General features: G+C 70.9%; 18 protein-coding genes. 9 read left to right on the forward strand and 9 right to left on the reverse strand.

From position 1 onward, the window contains the following. Positions 1-56 precede the first annotated feature (56 nt). The 4 genes from GUY61_RS16475 (at position 57) to GUY61_RS16490 (ending at position 1838) form a co-directional block, all read left to right on the forward strand. Positions 57-245, forward strand: a complete 189-nt coding sequence (locus GUY61_RS16475) for a hypothetical protein (RefSeq protein WP_166630928.1) — start codon at positions 57-59, stop codon at positions 243-245. Positions 246-379: 134 nt separating this feature from the next. Beyond that, positions 380-775 (forward strand): BlaI/MecI/CopY family transcriptional regulator, encoded by a 396-nt coding sequence (locus GUY61_RS16480; RefSeq protein ID WP_166630929.1) that lies wholly within the window; start codon positions 380-382, stop codon positions 773-775. A gap of 9 nt (positions 776-784) precedes the next feature. Beyond that, complete coding sequence (locus tag GUY61_RS16485; protein WP_166630930.1) at positions 785-1303, forward strand: amino-acid N-acetyltransferase; 519 nt, start codon at positions 785-787, stop codon at positions 1301-1303. A 199-nt stretch (positions 1304-1502) separates the two neighbouring features. Next, on the forward strand, positions 1503-1838 hold the full coding sequence (locus tag GUY61_RS16490; RefSeq protein WP_166630931.1) for an Lsr2 family protein: 336 nt from the start codon (positions 1503-1505) through the stop codon (positions 1836-1838). On the opposite strand, the gene GUY61_RS16495 is transcribed toward GUY61_RS16490, so the two are convergent. Beyond that, positions 1817-2419, reverse strand: a complete 603-nt coding sequence (locus tag GUY61_RS16495; protein WP_208106079.1) for an SCO3374 family protein — start codon at positions 2417-2419, stop codon at positions 1817-1819. The two genes, GUY61_RS16490 and GUY61_RS16495, sit on opposite strands and share 22 nt — an antisense overlap. A gap of 469 nt (positions 2420-2888) precedes the next feature. On the opposite strand from GUY61_RS16495, the gene GUY61_RS16500 reads away from it, so the two are divergent. Further along, the gene (locus GUY61_RS16500; RefSeq protein WP_166630933.1) at positions 2889-5420 is read left to right on the forward strand and encodes an ATP-dependent Clp protease ATP-binding subunit; all 2532 of its coding nucleotides are present in this window, start codon (positions 2889-2891) and stop codon (positions 5418-5420) included. 888 nt (positions 5421-6308) lie between these two features. Continuing rightward, positions 6309-6863 (forward strand): M23 family metallopeptidase, encoded by a 555-nt coding sequence (locus GUY61_RS16505; protein ID WP_166630934.1) that lies wholly within the window; start codon positions 6309-6311, stop codon positions 6861-6863. A gap of 38 nt (positions 6864-6901) precedes the next feature. Here the strand turns inward: GUY61_RS16505 and GUY61_RS16510 are convergent, their stop codons facing one another. Further along, entirely contained in the window at positions 6902-7519 is a 618-nt protein-coding gene (locus GUY61_RS16510; RefSeq protein WP_166630935.1) for a TetR/AcrR family transcriptional regulator, read from the reverse strand. 111 nt (positions 7520-7630) lie between these two features. On the opposite strand from GUY61_RS16510, the gene GUY61_RS16515 reads away from it, so the two are divergent. After that, the gene (locus GUY61_RS16515; RefSeq protein ID WP_243766504.1) at positions 7631-9211 is read left to right on the forward strand and encodes an MDR family MFS transporter; all 1581 of its coding nucleotides are present in this window, start codon (positions 7631-7633) and stop codon (positions 9209-9211) included. A gap of 536 nt (positions 9212-9747) precedes the next feature. On the opposite strand, the gene cseC is transcribed toward GUY61_RS16515, so the two are convergent. The 5 genes from cseC to GUY61_RS16540 form a co-directional block, all read right to left on the reverse strand. Then, positions 9748-11121 (reverse strand): two-component system sensor histidine kinase CseC, encoded by a 1374-nt coding sequence (cseC, locus tag GUY61_RS16520; RefSeq protein ID WP_398955733.1) that lies wholly within the window; start codon positions 11119-11121, stop codon positions 9748-9750. An 11-nt stretch (positions 11122-11132) separates the two neighbouring features. Then, entirely contained in the window at positions 11133-11840 is a 708-nt protein-coding gene (gene cseB, locus GUY61_RS16525) for a two-component system response regulator CseB (protein WP_166630936.1), read from the reverse strand. A gap of 12 nt (positions 11841-11852) precedes the next feature. After that, on the reverse strand, positions 11853-12545 hold the full coding sequence (locus GUY61_RS16530; protein ID WP_398955727.1) for a hypothetical protein: 693 nt from the start codon (positions 12543-12545) through the stop codon (positions 11853-11855). 29 nt (positions 12546-12574) lie between these two features. Continuing rightward, complete coding sequence (locus GUY61_RS16535) at positions 12575-13168, reverse strand: SigE family RNA polymerase sigma factor (RefSeq protein ID WP_166630937.1); 594 nt, start codon at positions 13166-13168, stop codon at positions 12575-12577. A 381-nt stretch (positions 13169-13549) separates the two neighbouring features. Further along, the gene (locus tag GUY61_RS16540; RefSeq protein WP_166630938.1) at positions 13550-14461 is read right to left on the reverse strand and encodes an A/G-specific adenine glycosylase; all 912 of its coding nucleotides are present in this window, start codon (positions 14459-14461) and stop codon (positions 13550-13552) included. A 159-nt stretch (positions 14462-14620) separates the two neighbouring features. Between GUY61_RS16540 and GUY61_RS16545 the strand changes: the two genes are divergently transcribed. Then, positions 14621-15448, forward strand: a complete 828-nt coding sequence (locus GUY61_RS16545; protein ID WP_166630939.1) for a hypothetical protein — start codon at positions 14621-14623, stop codon at positions 15446-15448. A gap of 385 nt (positions 15449-15833) precedes the next feature. On the opposite strand, the gene disA is transcribed toward GUY61_RS16545, so the two are convergent. Together disA and radA are read right to left on the reverse strand one after the other, a co-directional pair. Then, a complete protein-coding gene (gene disA, locus GUY61_RS16550; protein WP_166630940.1) occupies positions 15834-16958 on the reverse strand; it encodes a DNA integrity scanning diadenylate cyclase DisA in 1125 nt (374 codons plus the stop codon). A 133-nt stretch (positions 16959-17091) separates the two neighbouring features. Then, positions 17092-18504: a DNA repair protein RadA gene (gene radA, locus GUY61_RS16555; protein WP_166630941.1), complete on the reverse strand. Its 1413-nt coding sequence runs from the start codon at positions 18502-18504 to the stop codon at positions 17092-17094. A 221-nt stretch (positions 18505-18725) separates the two neighbouring features. Here radA and GUY61_RS16560 point away from each other — a divergent pair. After that, a partial coding sequence (locus GUY61_RS16560) for a sigma-70 family RNA polymerase sigma factor (protein WP_166630942.1) occupies positions 18726-20542 on the forward strand: 1817 nt, incomplete at its 3' end.

Here is a 20542-nt window from a genome sequence, read left to right on the forward strand (position 1 = left end):
GCGGTGGGGTGAACCCGTGGGCGGCCGGGGACAGGGCGGTGGCTACGCTGAGGGGCATGGAATACGTATCCGCCCTTCTGCCGTCCGTGGTCATGGCCGTCGCCTTCGGTGCGGTGATCCGCGTGATCATCAAGTCCCAGGGCGGCGCCAACAAGGCCAAGGAAGACGCCGCGGTCGACGCCGCGCTCGCCCGTGCCGAGTCTGCCCGGCAGCCCGGCGCTCCGAAGGCCGCCGAAGGCGCCTGACCGCCCCTGGGGCCCGGCGAGCGGCCTTCGGCCGGCCCCCGGGCGCGCGCGGCTCGGACCCGCCTCTCCGAGCCGTGCGCTCTTTTGCTGCGCAAAAATAGATCATTCGGGACAACTCGGACTATTCTTCAGGTGTGCCCCGTCCATTGGGAGATCTCGAAGACGCCGTGATGACACGGGTGTGGCAGTGGAACCGCCCGGTCACGGTGAGAGAAGTACTCGAAGACCTTCAGCGGGAACGCTCCATCGCCTACACCACGGTGATGACCGTTATGGACAATCTCCATCAGAAGGGCTGGCTCCGCCGGGAGTCCGAAGGCCGCGCCTATCGATATGAAGCGGTCTCCACCCGCGCCGCCTACTCCGCGGCGCTGATGAACGAAGCCTGGTCGACCAGTGACAACCCGGCGGCCGCCCTCGTCGCCTTCTTCGGGATGATGTCCGCGGAACAGCGCGACGCGCTCCGTGACGCCATGCGGGTCGTACAACTCGACGAGCCCGAGGGCGGCGGTGACCGCAGGGGGCGATAGCGTCCGCCCATGCCCCCTGTTTCAAATGCCGTCACCATCAGGCGGGCGCGCACCGCCGATGTTCCGGCGCTGCGCCGCCTGCTCGACTCGTATGTACGCGACCGCATCCTCCTCGACAAAGCGACGGTCACGCTTTACGAGGACATCCAGGAGTTCTGGGTGGCGGAACGCGACAGCGACGCCGAGGTGGTCGGCTGCGGGGCGCTCCACGTGATGTGGGAAGACCTCGCGGAGGTCCGGACCCTCGCCGTCGATCCCGCTCTCAAGGGGCACGGCGTGGGCCATCGGCTCCTCGACAAGCTCCTGAACACGGCGCGCTGGCTCGGTGTGCGGCGCATTTTCTGCCTCACCTTCGAAGTCGACTTCTTCGGGAAGCACGGCTTCGTGGAGATCGGAGAGACACCCGTCGACGGCGATGTCTACAGCGAGCTGCTGCGTTCCTATGACGAGGGCGTCGCCGAGTTCCTCGGGCTCGAACGGGTGAAGCCGAACACCTTGGGCAACAGCCGGATGCTCTTGCATCTGTGATCGGAAGCGATCGTCCGATCGAAGCGAAGCGATCCCGGAGAACCCCTATGTCCGAAACGCGCACGTTTCCCGCGCTGCGGGACTGTTGAACCTGCACCGAGGGTTTGTGTTTCCCGGGAAAAAGCGGTTTGCTTTCCCGCGTACTGAGTTATTGCGGGGGGCGCCCCCCGATCCCAGCTTTCCGATGAAAGGAAATCCGGTGGCACAGAAGGTTCAGGTCCTTCTTGTCGACGACCTCGACGGTGGCGAGGCGGACGAGACCGTGACGTTCGCGCTTGACGGTAAGACTTACGAGATCGATCTCACCACCGCTAATGCGGAGAAGCTCCGCGAGTCCCTCGGGGACTATGTGAAGGCTGCCCGCCGTACCGGTGGCCGCTCCGCGGGCCGCAAGGCGCGCGCCGCCGCGGCCGGCGGCAGCAGCCAGGACACCGCCGAGATCCGCAAGTGGGCGAAGGAGAACGGTTACGAGGTCAACGACCGTGGTCGTGTCCCCGCCACCATCCGCGAGGCCTACGAGAAGGCCAACGGCTGAGCGGCCCCGCGCCGCAGCCGGACCCGGTGGCACGCCGTCGCCACCGAGTCCACGAGGCGCACCAGATCGGGGGCGGACCGCTCGCTCCCGCTCCCGGTGCGCCCGAGGCCCGTCACGGGCAGGGTCGGCTCGACCCTGCGCCCCGGCTCGGGAGGCCGCAACCACACAGCGGCCTCCCGCGGCATGACGGGCGAGCGGCCCGCCGCGCCCGCGGGGGCCGGCGCCGCGACGAGGCCTCCCGCGCCCGTCGCGGACAGGTCCAGCGGAATGCCGCGCCACTCCAGCCAGTCCAGCAGCCCGGGCAGTTCCTCGGCGGCGCCGGCGGCCACCAGCAGCCGCATCCGCCGCCCCTCCAGGGCCACCGGGCCGGTGCGCGCCCCTCGCCCCAGCACGGCGAGACCGGCCTCCGCCGGCAGGTCGAGCACATCGAAGCGCAGCCCGGTCAGCAGTTGCGGCTCACCACCGGGCCCGCGGGCCGTGGCCCAGCCCAGCCCGTCCTCGTACCACTGACGCCACCCCCGGTACGGGTCTCCCGCCCGCAAGCGCGGAGCGGGGCGCGGACCGGGAACGGTGTGGACCATGCCACGTGCAACTGCCGGGACGCGGCGCCGGTTACGGAGCGTGCGCAAGTCATCGCTCATAGTGCGTGAAGGTGGGGCGTGCGGGGGCTCGCCGGGGCGCAAGGTTGTTCGCCCGTAGCTGAGGGAACCGGGTCGCGCGGCATGGAGTGTCGGAGGAAGCGGGTAAGACATTCCTAGTGGGAAGGGGCGACGCGCGGGCCCGGGCCGTTCTGCGTTCGCCATCGGCGTACTGATGGTGAAGCTAACTGCTTGGCCAGCGGGAACATCGTCTCGCACCCTTGGGTTGGAGCAGTTGTCGGCTGTTCGGGGACGGAGGCTGGAGAATTATTGGTCCCCGCGCCTGCGGGAGTGATCCGGACGGTTGTCGGCAGTTGGAATGAGCTGTCCCGTCCCTCGGGACTAGCATGCGGAAGGACAGGGAGGGGACTCGCCCCTCTCACTGCCCAACCGCTCTGAGGAGCGAATAACGATGTTCGAGAGGTTCACCGACCGCGCGCGGCGGGTTGTCGTCCTGGCTCAGGAAGAAGCCCGGATGCTCAACCACAACTACATCGGCACCGAACACATCCTCCTGGGCCTGATCCACGAGGGTGAGGGTGTCGCCGCTAAGGCCCTGGAGAGCCTCGGGATTTCGCTCGAGGCGGTCCGCCAGCAGGTGGAGGAGATCATCGGCCAGGGCCAGCAGGCCCCCTCCGGCCACATCCCCTTCACCCCCCGTGCCAAGAAGGTCCTGGAGCTGTCTCTGCGCGAGGCACTCCAGCTCGGCCACAACTACATCGGCACTGAGCACATCCTGCTCGGCCTGATCCGCGAGGGCGAGGGCGTCGCCGCCCAGGTCCTCGTGAAGCTGGGCGCCGATCTCAACCGTGTGCGGCAGCAGGTCATCCAGCTGCTCTCCGGTTACCAGGGCAAGGAGGCCGCCACGGCGGGCGGCCCTGCGGAGGGCACGCCCTCCACGTCCCTGGTGCTCGACCAGTTCGGGCGCAATCTCACCCAGGCGGCTCGCGAGTCCAAGCTCGACCCGGTCATCGGGCGCGAGAAGGAGATCGAGCGGGTCATGCAGGTGCTGTCCCGCCGTACGAAGAACAACCCGGTCCTCATCGGCGAGCCCGGCGTCGGCAAGACGGCGGTCGTCGAGGGCCTGGCCCAGGCCATCGTCAAAGGCGAGGTGCCCGAGACCCTCAAGGACAAGCACCTCTACACCCTGGACCTCGGCGCCCTGGTCGCCGGCTCCCGGTACCGCGGTGACTTCGAGGAGCGCCTGAAGAAGGTGCTCAAGGAGATCCGCACCCGCGGCGACATCATCCTGTTCATCGACGAGCTCCACACCCTCGTGGGTGCGGGTGCCGCCGAGGGCGCGATCGACGCCGCCTCCATCCTGAAGCCGATGCTGGCCCGCGGTGAGCTCCAGACCATCGGTGCCACCACGCTGGACGAGTACCGCAAGCACCTGGAGAAGGACGCCGCCCTCGAGCGCCGCTTCCAGCCCATCCAGGTGGCGGAGCCGTCCCTGCCGCACACGATCGAGATCCTGAAGGGCCTGCGCGACCGTTACGAGGCGCACCACCGCGTCTCCATCACGGACGAGGCCCTGGTCCAGGCCGCCACCCTGGCCGACCGGTACATCTCGGACCGCTTCCTGCCCGACAAGGCGATCGACCTGATCGACGAGGCGGGCTCCCGGATGCGCATCCGCCGGATGACCGCTCCGCCAGACCTCCGCGAGTTCGACGAGAAGATCGCGGGCGTGCGCCGGGACAAGGAGTCGGCGATCGACTCCCAGGACTTCGAGAAGGCCGCGTCCCTGCGCGACAAGGAGAAGCAGCTCCTCGCCGCGAAGGCCAAGCGGGAGAAGGAGTGGAAGGCCGGCGACATGGACGTCGTCGCCGAGGTCGACGGCGATCTGATCGCCGAGGTCCTCGCGACCGCCACCGGCATCCCGGTCTTCAAGCTGACCGAGGAGGAGTCCTCGCGTCTGCTCCGCATGGAGGACGAGCTCCACAAGCGTGTCATCGGACAGCAGGACGCCATCAAGGCCCTGTCCCAGGCCATCCGCCGTACGCGGGCCGGCCTGAAGGACCCGAAGCGTCCCGGTGGCTCGTTCATCTTCGCCGGCCCCTCCGGTGTCGGTAAGACCGAGCTGTCGAAGACCCTCGCCGAGTTCCTCTTCGGTGACGAGGACGCGCTGATCTCCCTCGACATGTCGGAGTTCAGCGAGAAGCACACGGTCTCCCGCCTCTTCGGTTCGCCCCCCGGATACGTGGGCTACGAGGAAGGCGGTCAGCTGACGGAGAAGGTGCGCCGCAAGCCGTTCTCGGTCGTCCTCTTCGACGAGGTCGAGAAGGCCCACCCGGACATCTTCAACTCGCTGCTGCAGATCCTGGAGGACGGTCGCCTGACCGACTCCCAGGGCCGGGTCGTGGACTTCAAGAACACGGTCATCATCATGACGACCAACCTCGGCACCCGGGACATCTCCAAGGGCTTCAACCTGGGCTTCGCCGCCACGGGCGACGTCAAGACCGGCTACGAGCGCATGAAGGCCAAGGTCAACGAGGAGCTGAAGCAGCACTTCCGCCCCGAGTTCCTGAACCGTGTCGACGACACGGTGGTCTTCCACCAGCTCACCGAGGAAGACATCATCCAGATCGTCGACCTCATGATCGCCAAGGTGGACGAGCGTCTGAAGGACCGCGACATGGGCATCGAGCTCAGCGGGACCGCCAAGTCGCTCCTCGCCAAGAAGGGCTACGACCCCGTGCTGGGCGCCCGGCCGCTGCGCCGGACCATCCAGCGCGAGATCGAGGACATCCTGTCCGAGAAGATCCTCTTCGGTGAACTGCGCCCCGGCCACATCGTGGTCGTGGACACCGAGGGCGAGGGTGAACAGCGCAAGTTCACCTTCCGCGGCGAGGAGAAGTCCGCTCTGCCGGACGTCCCGCCGATCGAGCAGGCGGCGGGTGGCCCGGGCGCAGGCCCGAACCTCAGCAAGGACGCATAAGGCGCCCATGGCGCCCTGAGCGGGCGACAGAGGCCGCCCCGGCCCCGTACGAGAGCGTACGGGGCCGGGGCGGCCTCTTTTTCTCTCTCCCCGCAGGTTCTCTCTCCCCGCAGGTTCTCTCTCCCCGCGGGCTCCGAGGCCGTACGAGCGCTCGTCGGCGTCTCCCGCGCCCGCGCATTCGGCGATTGGCGCCGTGCGCGCCCGGCGGGCGCTCCCGCAATTCGGAGCGCGGGCCGCCCCCGTACACGCTCCGGAACACCGCCGGTATTCGGCGCCCTGAGAGCGCCGGGCCGGGGATTGAACGACGCATCGGAGATTTCAGAACCGGCCGGGAAACAATCGCGGATTCTCAGGACCGGTCATCGCAATGGGATCAGCCCGTCCCATCCGTCTCAGTAACCGATGTGATCCTCACAGTCACCAGTGATCGCTGTCGCATTCATTGCGAGGCGCCGACCGGACACCGGCGGCGGAACGCCTCCGGAGCGGGTCGGCGAGAGGGCGCGGCCCTCGCGAGGGCCGTTCTGGAGGCCCCTGGCGGTGACGTCGCCCATATGGGCTGCGTCACTTACTAAGCGGAATAGCAGTATCCGCAATGCCCGATTTGCTCTGTTGTGTCTCCCGGCTTCGGAGGGGTTGGGGGAGGAGGCCCGGATGCCCGCCGGTGCGCCGCCATCAGGCCCTTCAGCTGAGGCTAAACCTGCTGGAGCGAGAAATGTCAGATACGGGCAGAGCTGTGGTGATTTGGGGGTGTCTTGAGGTATCTCTACGAGCTTGCGTAGTAAGAGGGCTGTTTGGGCGGTGCGCCGGTGGGGGGTTACCAATGAAGCCGTCGGGTTCCGCAGGACCGGATCCGGCGCCCCCCATCCCCCACCGAAGGAATCACGCATGCTTCTGCGCACCCTCTCCCTCCGCCCCGCCTCCTCCCGTGTCCGTACTCGTGCGGGCGTCGTGCTCGCCGCCACCGGACTCGTGGCCGCGGCAGGCGCCGGAGTCGCGGGAGCCGCCGATGCCAAGGCGGGTGCGAACTGGGTGACGCCCGCGTCCGCGTACACGCTGTCCGCGACCTACGGCAAGGGCGGCAACATGTGGACGAGCAAGCACTCCGGGCAGGACTTCGCGATGAAGATCGGCACCCCGGTCAAGGCCGTGCACGGCGGGACCGTCGTCAAGGCCGGCGGCAACGGTGCCGGTGACGGTCCGGCGTACGGCAACGCGATCGTGATCAAGCACGGCGGCAAGACCTACTCGCAGTACGCGCACCTGTCGAAGGTCAACGTCAAGGTCGGGCAGAAGGTCAACACGGGCCAGAAGATCGCGCTGTCGGGCAACACCGGCAACTCGACCGGGCCGCACCTGCACTTCGAGATCCGCACGACCCCGAACTACGGCTCGGCGGTCAACCCGGTCAGCTTCCTGCGGTCGGTGGGCGTCACCCTCTGACCCGGGCCCGACGGCCGGGCAGGGCCCGGCCCGTGGCGTCAGCCGGTGGCGGAACCGCCGTACGCCTGAGTCACCAGATCGAGGGCGACCTCGAGGACAGCTTCGCGCTTCTCCTCGGGGTCGCCCTCGACGTTGCGCATGAAGAACATCCCGGCGTGCATGGTGAACAGCGCGCTGATGCAGCGGACCCGGTCCTTCATCGAGGCGTCGGGCTCCTGCACCAGCTTGGCCAGGGAGATCATGCGCTCCTTGAAGTTCTCGCCGATGCTCAGGTCGCGCAGCGTCGCCTGGTTCTCCTGCATGAAGCGGAACAGCGGCTCGGCGCCGATCAGGGCCTCGTGGTAGCGGCGGACGATCTCCAGCTTGGTCTCCAGGGTGCGCGGCTGCTCCTCGGCCCAGGCGATCAGCTCGTTCATCGGCCTGCTCAGGTCCTCGAACAGGCTGATGACGATGTCTTCCTTCGTCTTGAAGTGGTAGTAGAGCGCGGCCTTCGTGACGTCGAGGTGCTCCGCGATCTCCCGGAGCGAGGTCTTCTCGTACCCCTGCTGGGAGAAGAGTTCGAGGGCGACGTCCTGGATGCGCTGACGCGTGTCGCCCCGGCGCCGGCGACCGGTGCCCGTGCTGCTGCCCATCGTGAACCTCGTGCTCCCGCTCATTTACTTACTTGACGCCCGGCTAGTCCGGGTCTACCTTCCTTCAGTGTAGTAACTTGCCGGGCGGCAAGTAAGTACTTGTAGGGCCGGGTCACAGGGGAATGAGTGGGGAAGATGGCCACCGACCAAGCAGCGATGGACAAGGGACAGGCCGCCTCCGCGGAGGGCAAGCCGCCGCGCAGCGTGCGGGTCGTACTGCTTGCGCTGATGATCGCGATGCTGCTCGCGATGCTCGACAATATGATCATCGGCACAGCGATGCCGACGATCGTCGGTGAGCTCGGGGGCATGGAGCACCTGTCCTGGGTGGTCACGGCGTACACGCTGGCCACGGCGGCCTCGACACCGATCTGGGGCAAGATCGGCGACATGTACGGCAGGAAGGGCTCCTTCCTCACCTCCATCGTGATCTTCCTGATCGGGTCGGCCCTCAGCGGCATGGCCCAGGACATGGGCCAGCTCATCGGCTTCCGCGCCGTCCAGGGCCTGGGCGCGGGCGGTCTGATGGTCGGGGTCATGGCGATCATCGGGGACCTCATCCCGCCCCGCGAGCGCGGCAAGTACCAGGGCATGATGGCCGGCGTCATGGCCCTCGCCATGATCGGCGGACCGCTGGTCGGCGGCTCCATCACCGATCACTGGGGATGGCGCTGGTCCTTCTACATCAACCTGCCGCTGGGCGCGGTCGCGCTCGCCATGGTCGGCGCGGTCCTTCACCTGCCGAGGAAGAAGACGCAGGGACGCATCGACTACCTGGGCGCGGCGCTGCTCACCGTCGGGATCACCTCGATCGTGCTGGTGACGACCTGGGGCGGCACGGAGTACGCCTGGAGCTCCCCGGTCATCATGGAGCTGATCGGCCTCGGTGTGGCCGCGCTCGTCGGTTTCCTCTTCGTGGAGACCAGGGCGGCGGAGCCGGTCGTGCCGCTGCACATCTTCCGCAGCCGCAACTTCACCCTGATGTCGGTGGTCGGCTTTCTGACCGGTTTCGCGATGTTCGGCGCGGTGCTGTTCCTGCCGTTGTTCCAGCAGAGCGTGCAGGGGGCCTCCGCGACCAACTCCGGGCTGCTCCTGCTGCCCATGCTGCTGTCGATGATGGCCGTGTCGCTGATCGCGGGCCGGGCCACCACGCAGACCGGCAAGTACAAGATCTTCCCGATCACGGGCGGCGCCCTGATGGTCGTCGGGCTGTTCCTGCTGGCGCAGATGGACACCGAGACATCCCGCCTCACCTCGGGGCTCTACATGGCGGTGCTCGGCGCCGGCATGGGCTTCCTGATGCAGATCACCATGCTGGTCGCGCAGAACAGCGTCGAGATGAAGGACATGGGCGTCGCCTCCTCCACGACCACCCTGTTCCGCACGCTCGGCAGCTCCTTCGGCGTCTCCGTCATGGGCGCGATCTTCAACCACCGGGTCCAGGACACGATGGCCGAGCGCGGCGCGGACGCGGCCACCCGCCAGTCCGCCCAGCTGGACGCGGCGAGCCTGGCAAAGCTGCCGGAGGCGGTGCGCGACGCGTACCAGCACGCCGTCGCGTCGGGCACCCACGCGGCCTTCCTGATCGGCGCCCTGATCGGCATCCTCGGATTCGCGGCCGCCTTCTTCGTCAAGGAGGTGCCGCTGCGCGGCGCGGGCCGGCCGGAGGACGCCGCGGACACCTCGGCGGACAAGGCGGTCGCGGAGCCCGTCTGACGGCTGCCCGGCGCCCCCGGTCCCCCGGCCGACGGAACGCACGGCCCCCGGTGCACACCGCACCGGGGGCCGTCCCGCGTCCGGCGCGAAGGGGAACCCAGAACCCGGATCAGAATCCGTTCGGCCGGTTCGGCGGGCGGCGGTGGCCTCGAAGGCACCGGCCGGTTCTTCACCATGAGCGGCTGCCCGGCCGGGAAGGCCATGGCCTACAGGACTGTGGCCGCGACACTCGGCGCCGCGGTGGCCGGCCTGGTGCTCCTGATCCGGGAACCGGCCCAGGCGGCCGGACGCAGGAAGGACGGTGCGGCGGTCCCCCGCGGCCAGGAACGCCGCCGCACCGGCCGCACCCCGGTCGGGCTCACCCCGGTCGGGCTCACCCCGGTCGGGCTCACCCCGGTCGGGCTCACCCCGGTCGGGCTCACCCCGGTCGGGCTCACCCCGGTCGGGCTCACCCCGGTCGGGCTCACCCCGGTCAGGCTCACCCCGCCCGGGCCCGGGCCCAGGTCCGCGCCCGGGCCCGCTCCGGTGCCTCCGCGTCACGCCTTCGCGTCCGGCAGCGCGTCGGCCTGTGCCTCTTCCAGTGTCTCTTCCTCCGCGTCCGGCGGTGTCGGCAGCATCGGGAAGCTCCCCGTGTTCGTCGGGGCGTGTTCGGGCAACCAGAGCACGGCCACGGCGCCGCCCCCCTCCGGCCGGGCGTTGCGGAAGGTGAGGCGGGCGCCCAGCACACGGGCCTGGCCCGCGGCGATGGTGAGCCCCAGGCCGTGGCCGTGCCCCGCACGGTCGGTGCTGCCGGTGCGGAAGCGGCTGGGGCCGTCGGCGAGGAGTTCCTTCGGGAAACCCGGGCCGTGGTCACGTACCCGCACCACCCGGCCCTCGACACCGACCTCGACCGGGGCGGCGCCGTGCTTGGCGGCGTTGGCCAGCAGGTTGCCCAGGATGCGCTCCAGACGGCGCGGATCGGTGTTCACCCACGACTCGTGGACGACCCGCACCTTCACATCCGGATTCAGCACCCGCACCCGGCGGGAGACGAACTCGCCGAGGGCGATCTCCTGGAGCTCGGCCCGCTCCGAGGCGCTGTCCAGGCGGGCCACCTCCAGTACGTCCTCGACCAGGGTGCGCATCGCCTGCGCGCGGTCCCTGACCAGCTCGCTCGGCCGGCCGGGCGGCAGCAGCTCGGCGGCCGTGAGCAGCCCGGTCACGGGGGTGCGCAGCTCGTGGGCGATGTCGGCGGTGACCCGGCGCTCCGCCTCCAGCCGCTGGCGCAGCGCGTCCGCCATGGCGTCGACTGCGCGTGCCAGCTCGTCCGTCTCGTCCCGGACGATGCCGCCCACCGAGTCCTGGACCCGCACCTCCGTGGCGCCCTGCGCGAGTTTCCTCGCCGCCGTGGCCGCCTTGCGCAGCCGTCGCGAGATCTGCCCGCCGATGAGGACGCCCAGCGCGCAGCCGCCGAACACCACCGAGACGGAGCCGATCACGAGGGCACGGTCGAGATCGTTCAGCACGTCGGTGCTGCGGTCGGTGAACCGGGAGTGCAGCGAGAGCACACTGCCGTTGGACAGCCGGGTCGCGGCCCACACGTCGGGGACGCCGCTCGGCGCGGTCTCCACGAAGGTGGCCCGGCGCCCCGCCGCAGCCTTCTCCTTCAGCTCGCGCGGCAGCGCCGGATCGTTGATCTTCGAGCCGAACTGGAGCCGCGGCGGCTGGGTGGTCTCGTAGATGCGCTGCGCGAACTGGACCCGTTCGTCCTGGACGTCACGGGCGCTGTCCAGCATCGACACCCGGGCGGCGTTGTGCACCACCAGGCTCAGCGCCACGGCGATGAGCGCGCCCACGAACGCGATGGCGGCGGCGATCTTCCAGCGCACGCCGGTGCGGATGGCGCCGGCGCGCAGTCTCGGGCGCCACATCTTCCGTGCTCTCACGCCTTGAGCTTGTAGCCGAAGCCGCGGACCGTCTCGATCCGGTCCTGGCCGATCTTCGTACGCAGCCGCTGCACATGGACGTCGACGACGCGGGTGTCACCGCCCCAGCCGTAGTCCCAGACCCGTTCCAGCAGTTTGTCGCGGGACAGGACCGTGCCGGGCGCGGCGGAGAACTCCAGCAGCAGCCGCATCTCGGTCGGGGTGAGGTTCACCGGCACCCCGTCCCTGCGCACCTCCATGCCCTCGGTGTCCACCTCGATGTCGCCGAAGGTGAGCAGCGCGGACCCGGTCTCGGCGCCGGGCCCGGGCGGCGCACCGGGCGAGGGGTGGCCGGCGTGGTTGAAGCGGCGCAGCACCGCCCGGATCCGGGCGACGAGGACCGCCCCGTCGAAGGGCTTGGTCACATAGTCGTCGGCCCCGGCCTCCAGGCCGAGCACGACGTCGATGGAGTCCGCGCGGGCCGACAGCATGATCACCGGCACGGTGGACTCGTCACGGATGCGGCGGCACAGGCTCACCCCGTCCAGCCCGGGGACCATCACGTCGAGCAGCGCGATGTCCGGCCGGTCGGCGCGGAACGCCTCCAGACCCGACAGCCCGTCCGGCATCGCGGTGACCGCGAATCCATCGCGTTCCAGGGCGAGTTGGGTGGCTTCCCGGATGACGTCGTCGTCCTCCACGAACAGCACATGGGTCTCTGCCATCGAAGGGCGCTCTCAATTCTGGGCGGGGGCGGGGGCGGCCGGGTCGATGCCGTCCACCGCGCTGTAGTCGTTGTGCGTACGGTCGTGCTCGATGAACCTGGCACCTTCCCAGCGGTAGGTGATCACATCCTCGCCGGACGGGTTCGACACCGGGTCGCCCCGGTCGTACACCTGCCTGGTCACCACCAGGTCGCCCCGGTCGATCTGCCCGTAGACCGGGGGCTGTTCGGCCTTGAAGACGTTCTCGTACTCCGTGCCCGCGGTGCTCTCGGCGCGGTAGACGTACGAGCCGACACCCACCGCGTCCCCGCAGGTGAGCACGTTGACGACCACGTCGGCGACGCTGTTGCCCGTCAGGTTCCCGTAGGAGACGTCCACCGGGTACTCGTCGGCGACGCAGGGCCGGAGCTCCCGCTTGATCGAGGCGCTGACCTCGGGGTCCTTCATGACCAGGGCCACCGGGTCGACCTTCTTGTGCGTGGGGCTCGGCGTGGTGTCCGGCTCCGTACGGGCGGCCGCTCCGGTGCGGGCCGGTCCCTCGTCGCGGGTGCCCGTGCCGCCGGTGTCGCAGGCGGTGGCGACGATCAGCAGAAGTCCGGCGGCGGCGAGCACGGAAACCGACGTGCCGATCGCCGCCGCGTGATCGCCCGTCGTGCGGGCCCACGACAGCCCGGACAGCCCCTTCGTCGCCGAAGGGGCTGCCACCGGACGTACGTTGCTTCTCGAGCCGCCGATCAGGCCGCGCACCGCTCCCGCCCCCGTTCGTCCGCGGCACGGCCTCCCGCCGCCCCGGTGCCCTCCGCGTCACGGCTCTCCAGCTCCTGCCGGAGCCGGGCCAGTGCCCGGTGCAGGGTGCTCTTGACCGTACCGGACGACATGCCGAGCGCCGCGGCCGTCTCCTCCGTGCTCATCTGCTCCCAGTGTCGCAGCACCACGACGCTGCGCTGCTTGGGAGCGAGAACCCTCAGTATGTCCATCAGCAGCGCCCGGTCCGCGTGCTGCTCGCTGGCATCCTCCACGCGGGCGTCGGGCAGTTGCTCGGTGGGGACCTCCTCCAGCTTGCGGGACCGCCACCACTCGGTCCTGGTATTGATCATCACCCGGCGGAGGTACGCGTCCGCGAGGCGCTTGTCCGCGATCCCGTCCCACCGGCCGTAGGTCCGGGCGAGCGCGGTCTGCAGCAGGTCCTGCGCATCCACCGGATCGGGGACCAGGCGGCGGGCGCTGCGCAGCAGGGCGTCCTGCCGGGTCCGCACGTACTCCTCGAAGTCGAGGACCTCGTGGTGCGTCTCGCCGTTCACCGTGTCGTTCGCAGCTGCCTGAGTCATCGGGCCGCCTCCGTCCCATCTCCGAACCCCGTTGGTGTTCCCCCGCGCCGGCTGGTCATTTCCGGCACGCCCATGAAGCTACGGAGGTGTTGTCACGACGTTGTGCGCGGCAGCCGTCAACGGGCGCACGGCCACCCATCGGTTGTGTAACGGGAAGGGCGAGGCGCAAGGGTTTGAAAGGTGTTCGGGCGGTTTCCGCACGGATTAGCCGTGACCCAAGTGCCATGTGCGCGCCGCCACTTGGTTCACCCGGCGCCATGGCGGGTACGACGTACGGTCACCCGGTGACACGGCGGGCGGCCCGACCGTCCCGCCCCGGCGGAACTCCTGGTCCACCGGCCGGCACGGCGCGCCGGACCTGCCCGCCCGCCCCCGCGGGTCTCAGCCGAGCGGCAGCCGGTACAGACCCCCGTCGAGCGGCTCCACCAGCCCGTCCGCGACCAGTCCGTCCAGCGCCCTGGCACGCTGCACCGGCTCGTCCCACACCGCGTCGAGCGCCGACTGCGCGACCGCCGCGCCCGGTTCGGCCTCCCGCAGCACGGACAGCAGCCGGCCGCGCACCTGACGGTCCGTACCCGCGTAGGTCTGCCCGCGCCGCGGCGGGCCGTCGTGCTCCGGCTTGCCCGCGAGCCGCCAGGCGCACTGAGCGGCGATCGGGCAGCGGGCACAGCGTTCGTTCTTCGCCGTGCACACCAGCGCGCCCAGTTCCATGGTGGCCGCCGCCCAGCGCGCCGCCGTCGCCTCGTCCTCGGGCAGTAGGGCGCGGGCCAGCCGGCGTTCGGCGGCGGTCGTGGCGTTCGGCGGGTACTGGACACCGCTCGCGGCGCGGGCCAGGACCCGCCGCACGTTGGTGTCGAGTACCGGGTGGCGCTGCCCGTACGCGAAGGAGGCCACAGCGGCGGCCGTGTACTCGCCGACCCCGGGCAGCGCGAGCAGTTGCGCGTGGTCCTCGGGCACTCTCCCCTCGTGCCGCTCCGCCACCGCGACGGCGGCGCCGTGCAGCCGCAGGGCCCGCCGGGGATATCCGAGACGGCCCCAGGCACGCACCGCCTCGCCCGGCGACTGGGCGGCGAGGTCGGCGGGACGGGGCCAGCGCTCCATCCACTGCCCGTACACCGGCAGGACCCGGGCGACCGGTGTCTGCTGGAGCATGAACTCGCTGACCATCACGCCCCAGGCGCCCGCGTCGGGGCGGCGCCAGGGCAGATCGCGGGCGTTCTCCTCGAACCAGCCGATCACCGGGGCATGGAGCGCGGTGCCGGATGCGGGGGGCGTCATCGGTGTCGCAGTCATGGCACCTTCGATCCTGGCACGAATCGCGGGCGTCCGCGTGCGCGGGCGGCGCCCGAGCAGGGGTGCCACGGCGTTCTGGGATGATGATCGGCAAAACTTGCGGCCATTGGCGGCGGGTGGGGCGGGAGTTGGGCTCCGATCTCTCGTACAGTTTGCGCCGTGGGATCTCTGCGCAATCCGGTCGGGCCGCTTCCCTCCTCCATCTACTGGCGGCGGCGCGCCGTGCTGCTCACGGTGCTCGCGCTGCTCGCCCTGATCATCACCTGGGTGGTGACCTCCTCGGAGGGGGGCGGAGGGGACGACAACAAGCCCGAAGGCGCGGGCCCCGCGACCTCGATCACACCCGGGCCGTCCGGTTCCGGTACCGCGATCAGTGAACAGCCGGGCGGACGCGACGAGTCCGAGGGCTCCTCGGGCTCCGGCGGCGGTTCCGGCGGCGGAGCCACCGAGGGCGGTTCCGGCGGCGGCTCCTCGGACGGCGGCGCGGGTTCCTCCCAGGGCGGCGCCGGCAGCGCGGGCAGCGGTACGGGCAGCGGTACGGGCGGCGGGAGTTCGTCCGACGGGCTGCCCGTCGGATCCGGCCTTCCCGACTGCACGCCGAGCGCCGTGAAGTTGACGGTGCGCAGCCTGAAGAACTCCTACGAACCCGGCCAGAAACCCGAGTTCGAGCTGGCCGTCACCAACAACTCCTCCGTGACCTGCAAGATCGACCTCGGTCCGGAGAAGGCCGTGCTGACGGTCACCAAGGCCGACGACGACGAGGAGGTCTGGGCGTCGGACGACTGCCCCGACGGCTCCGGCAGCAGGCTGTTCCAGGTGACCGCGCACGCCACGACGAAGCATGTCGTCGAATGGGACCGGAGGTTCAGCGCGGAGCGGTGCGCGACCCCGCCGTCCGGCAGCGCGAAGGCGGGCACCTACCTGGTGGAGGTCAAGGCCGGAGGGCTGCCGCAGGCGCGGACCTCGTTCGTGCTGGAGAAGGACTGAGCGAGCGGGCGGAAGCCCGGCCCGGCCCGGTTCTTGCGGGACGACGGCCCTCCACCTCTCCGCCCGCCGCTCCTGCCGAGTCGGCGGGAGCGGGACGGGGCGCGGTGCGGAAGCCCGCCGGGGCGGCCGCACGATGCCGGCAGGAGCCGTGGGCGGCCCGGCACCGCGCACGCGCGGGGCCCCGGTCCCGAGCCCGAGGGCGCGCGGGCGGCGCCGCCGCTCTCGGTCACCCGGGCGGGTCCGGCCAGGACCGGTGCGGTCCTGCGGCGGCGGTCCTGCGGCGCGCCAATGGGACGCGGGGCCGCGACGGCACGCGGCTCCGCCGCATGGGCGCGGCCGCCCACGAGGGACCCGCGGATGACGCACCGGACCGGCGGCGGAGCACTCAGACGTAGCGTTCCAGGATCGAGGACTCCGCGAGCCGCGACAGGCCCTCCCGGACCGATCTGGCCCGCGCCTCCCCGACACCGTCGACGGTCTGAAGGTCGTCGACACTCGCGGCGAGCAGCTTCTGCAGCCCGCCGAAGTGCTCCACGAGCCGCTCGATGATGGCTCCGGGCAGCCGGGGCACCTTCGCCAGCAGCCGGAAGCCGCGCGGCGAGACCGCGGAGTCCAGCGTCTCGGGCGAGCCGCTGTAGCCCAGTGCCTTCGCCACCGTGGGCAGTTCCAGCAGCTCGGGGTGGGAGAGCGAATCCAGTTCGGCGAGGGCCTCGTCGACCGTGCGGGACCGCTTCGCGGTCGGCTCGGGCACATAGTCGCGCGCGACCAGCTCGCGTTCGGGCTCCACGCCCTGGATCAGCTCGTCCAGCTGGAGGGAGAGCAGCCGCCCGTCGGTGCCCAACTCGACGACGTACTCGGCGATCTCGGTGGCGATGCGGCGGACCATCTCGAGGCGCTGCGCCACGGCCGAGACGTCCCGGACCGTCACCAGGTCCTCGATCTCCAGCGCGGAGAGCGTGCCGGCGACCTCGTCGAGGCGCAGTTTGTACCGCTCCAGCGTGGCGAGCGCCTGGTTGGCCCGGGACAGGATCGCCGCCGAGTCCTCCAGGACGCGGCGCTGCCCGTCGACGTACAGCGCGATGAGCCGCATCGACTGGGACACGGACACCACGGGGAAGCCGACCTGCTTGCTGACGCGGTCGGCGGTGCGGTGCCGGGTGCCGGTCTCCTCGGTCGGGATGTTCGAGTCGGGGACCAGCTGCACGCCGGCCCGGAGGATCTTGGTGATGTCCTTGTCGAGGATGATGCCGCCGTCCAGCTTGCACAGCTCGCGCAGGCGGGTGGCGGTGAACTCCACGTCGAGGACGAAGCCGCCGGTGCACAGCGACTCCACCGTCTTGTCGAAGCCGAGGACGATGAGGCCTCCGGTGTTGCCGCGCAGGACGCGTTCCAGTCCGTCGCGCAGCGAGGTGCCGGGCGCCACGGCGCTCAGGGAGGCGCGCATCAGGCCCTCGGTACCGGAGCTCCCACCGGACTTCCCGGGAGCCGCTGCCCGGTCGTTGGCTGCCACTGCTCTCCTTCGTCGCGGGGTTGCCGGGCCCGTCGTTTCTTTCGTACGTATCGCTTCGCGCGTTCGCTCAGAGCTCTCGGCGACTCTTCGAATCCTCGATTCTTCGCACGGACGGGCGAGACCAGGGCAAAGTCTACCGGCGCCCGTCCTCCTCCCGTGGGGCCTCCGCGCGACGGCGCCTCGGGAGCACGCGCAGGGCATCCCCCATGTCGGCGACCTCGGTGACCTTCATCCCGGCCGGAATCCGTCCCGGATCGGCCGGGACGAGGGCGTGCGTGAAGCCCAGCCGGTGCGCCTCGGCGAGCCGGCGCTGCACCCCCGTCACCCTTCTGACCTCGCCGGCGAGGCCCACCTCGCCGATGGCGACGAGGTTCTTCGGCAGCGGGGTGTCACTGGCGGCGCTGGCCAGTGCGAGCGCGATCGCCAGGTCCGCGGCGGGCTCGGAGAGCTTCACGCCGCCGACCGTCGCGGAGTAGATGTCCCTCTTGCCCAGAGCGCTGATGCGGCCCCGCTGCTCCAGCACGGCGAGCATCATCGAGACCCGCGACGTCTCCAGACCGGACGTCGTACGGCGCGGCGAGGGGATCTGCGAATCGACGGTCAGGGCCTGCACCTCCGCGACCAGCGGCCTGCGGCCCTCCAGGGTGACGGTGAGGCAGGTGCCCGGCACCGCCTCGGCGCGCCGGGTCAGGAAGAGGCCACTGGGGTCCGCGAGGCCCGTTATGCCCTCGTCGTGCAGTTCGAAGCAGCCGACCTCGTCCGTCGTCCCGTATCTGTTCTTCACGCCGCGGACGAGACGCAGCCGGGCGTGCCGGTCGCCCTCGAAGTGCAGGACGACATCGACGAGATGCTCAAGCAGCCGGGGACCGGCGATCGCTCCGTCCTTGGTGACATGGCCCACGAGCAGCGTGGACATGCCCCGCTCCTTGGAGGCGCGGATCAGCGCGCCGGCGACCTCGCGGACCTGGGCCATGCCGCCGGGCGCGCCCTCGATCTCCGGGGAGGCGACGGTCTGCACCGAGTCCAGGACCAGCAGCGACGGCTTCACGGCGTCCAGGTGCCCGAGGACGGCCGACAGGTCGGTCTCGGCGGCGAGATAGAGGTGGTCGTCGAGAGCCTTGATCCGGTCGGCCCGCAGCCGCACCTGGCTCGCGGACTCCTCGCCCGTGACATAGAGCGTGCGGTGCTCGTCCGAGGCCGCCTTCGCCGCGACGTCCAGCAGCAGTGTGGACTTGCCCACACCCGGCTCCCCGGCGAGCAGGACCACGGCGCCGGGCACCAGGCCGCCGCCGAGGACGCGGTCCAGTTCGTCGACCCCGGTGGAGCGGGCGGCGGCCTGGCGGCCGTCGACCTGGGCGATGGGCACGGCCGCCGAGGTGACCCGGCCGGGCGCCGTCGTCCGCACGGCGGGCGTGCCGTACTCCTCGACCGTGCCCCAGGCCTGGCACTCGGGGCAGCGGCCGAGCCACTTGGCCGTCGTCCATCCGCATTCGGTGCAGCGGTAGGAGGGACGGTCCTTCGCGGACGACTTGGTACGGGCAGCCATACGGGCCACCGTATAGGGAACCACTGACATCGATACCGGTACGCGGGTTCCGGTACGGGCGTGAAACGGGTGCAGAACCAGCTCGACTGCCCGGCGGCACCAGGACCAAACGTCGCAGACAGAGTGATTCTTGTGCTCTTTTGAGTGAAGTGTTCACTCATTGGGATTAAAACCACTCGAGCGGGGCGAGTAGGGCGCCATCATCCGCCTACCTTCGCCGAGTGACGAGCAGCAGGACCGAGCACACCACGCATTCCGCCGGAGCGCACCGGGCCCGCTCCCGTGAGCACCGGACGCTCGCCCAGGCTCCGCCCGCGCGCTACGAGCCGCATCTGGACGGGCTGTTCACCTACTGCCTCTCGGTCCTCTGCGACCACGACGCCGCGACCGACGTGCTCGGCGACGTGCTCGCGCTCGCCGAGCGGCAGCAGAACCGTTGCCCCTCGGCAGCCGAGCGCAAGGCGTGGCTCTACGCCCTGGCCCGCTGGGCCTGCCTGCGGGTCCTCACCGAGCAGAAACACAGACAGAGACAGAAGCACAGACAGCAGCCCGGCCGACGCGCCGCGGCGAACGGCGCGCGCCCCGCCACGCGCGGCCGCGGACCCACCGCGCAGCTCCTCGGGCCCGGGCCCGGGCCCGCGACCGGGACCGGTGCCGACGCCGGGGTCCCCGTCTCCGAGGAGACCGAGGAGCAGCGCAGACGGGAACTCGGCCTGCTGGCCTGGCCGGAGGCCGCCGGCACCACGCCCGAGCAGCGCGAGGCCCTCGAACTCGCCGTCCGCCACCGGCTGTCCACCCGTGAGGTGGCCGCCGTCCTGGGCATGCAGCCCCCGGCCTGCCGCGAACTTCTCGCGGCGGCCGCGTGCGAGGTCGAGCGGACCCGCGCCGCGCTCGCCGTCGTCGAAGCCGGGACCTGCCCGGTGGTCGCCGGGCTCGCAGGCGATCACCAGGTCCTCATGGGAAGCGCCCTGCGCCAGGAACTCGTGCGGCACGTCGACGACTGCCCCGACTGCCGCCGCGCCGCCGAGCGCACCACCGCCGGATCGCCCTGGCCGGGAAGCGGCGCGCCCTCGGTGACGCTTCCCGTGGTGACGGCGCCCCGGGCGGCCGCGCTGGTCGCCATGGCGCTGGGACCGAGGCTCGGCGCCGCCACCGCCCGCCGTGGCGGGGGTCCCCGTTTCGACCGCGCCGGCTTCCCGATGGACCCCAAGGACCATGTGGCGCGCCGGGACAGGCTGCGCAGCAGGGCCCTGACGACGACCGTGGTCGCCACCGTCGTCGCGGCGCCGGTGTTCGCGCTCTGGGCCGCCTACCGGGAGGCGCCGCTCACGGGGGAGGCGCGCCCCGGGGAGGCGGCGTCCGCGTCCGAGGCGGACGGGCCGCCCGGGCTCGACGGCGCGGACAGCGAGGCGTATGAGAACTACGAGAATGCCGGTAATGCCCTCCCGGGGAAGGATGGGCGGTTTCTGGGGAAGGATCGTTCGTCCGGGGAATCGGACATCTGTGTCGAGGTCATCAGCCCCGGCGCCGGAGCGGGTGGCGGCAGGGGCGGAAAGCACGTCCGGCCCGGGCCCGGACGGCTCACGGTGGAGGCGCTGGGCAACGGCGACACGACCGTCGTCACGCTCACGGCCACCGGCGGGGAGCCGGTGCGCTGGTCGGCGCACACGGACCGCTCCTGGCTGCTGCTGAGTCTCGCCTCCGGGACGCTGCGGCCGGGGGAGTCGGTGACGATCTACGTCTCGGTCGACGAGGAGCGGGAGCCGCCGGGCCACTGGCGGGCCCGGATCCGGGTGGCTCCGTCGAGTGCGGTGATCGCGGTGGAGGGGTACGGCGAGAGCGCGCCGCCGCCCGGTTCCGGGCAGCCCGGACCGGGACCGGTACCGGCCGAGCCCTCGGACCCGCCGTCCTCGCCATCGCCCTCGGACCCGCATCCGACCCGGCCGCCCTCGGGCGAGCCGTCGTCTCCGTCGCCCTCGGACCCGCCGCCCGCGTCGTCCGAGCCCGACCCCGGCCCGACCCCGCACCCGTCCGGGTC

The sequence above is a fragment of the Streptomyces sp. GC420 genome, assembly GCF_009916105.1.
Lineage (GTDB): Bacteria > Actinomycetota > Actinomycetes > Streptomycetales > Streptomycetaceae > Streptomyces.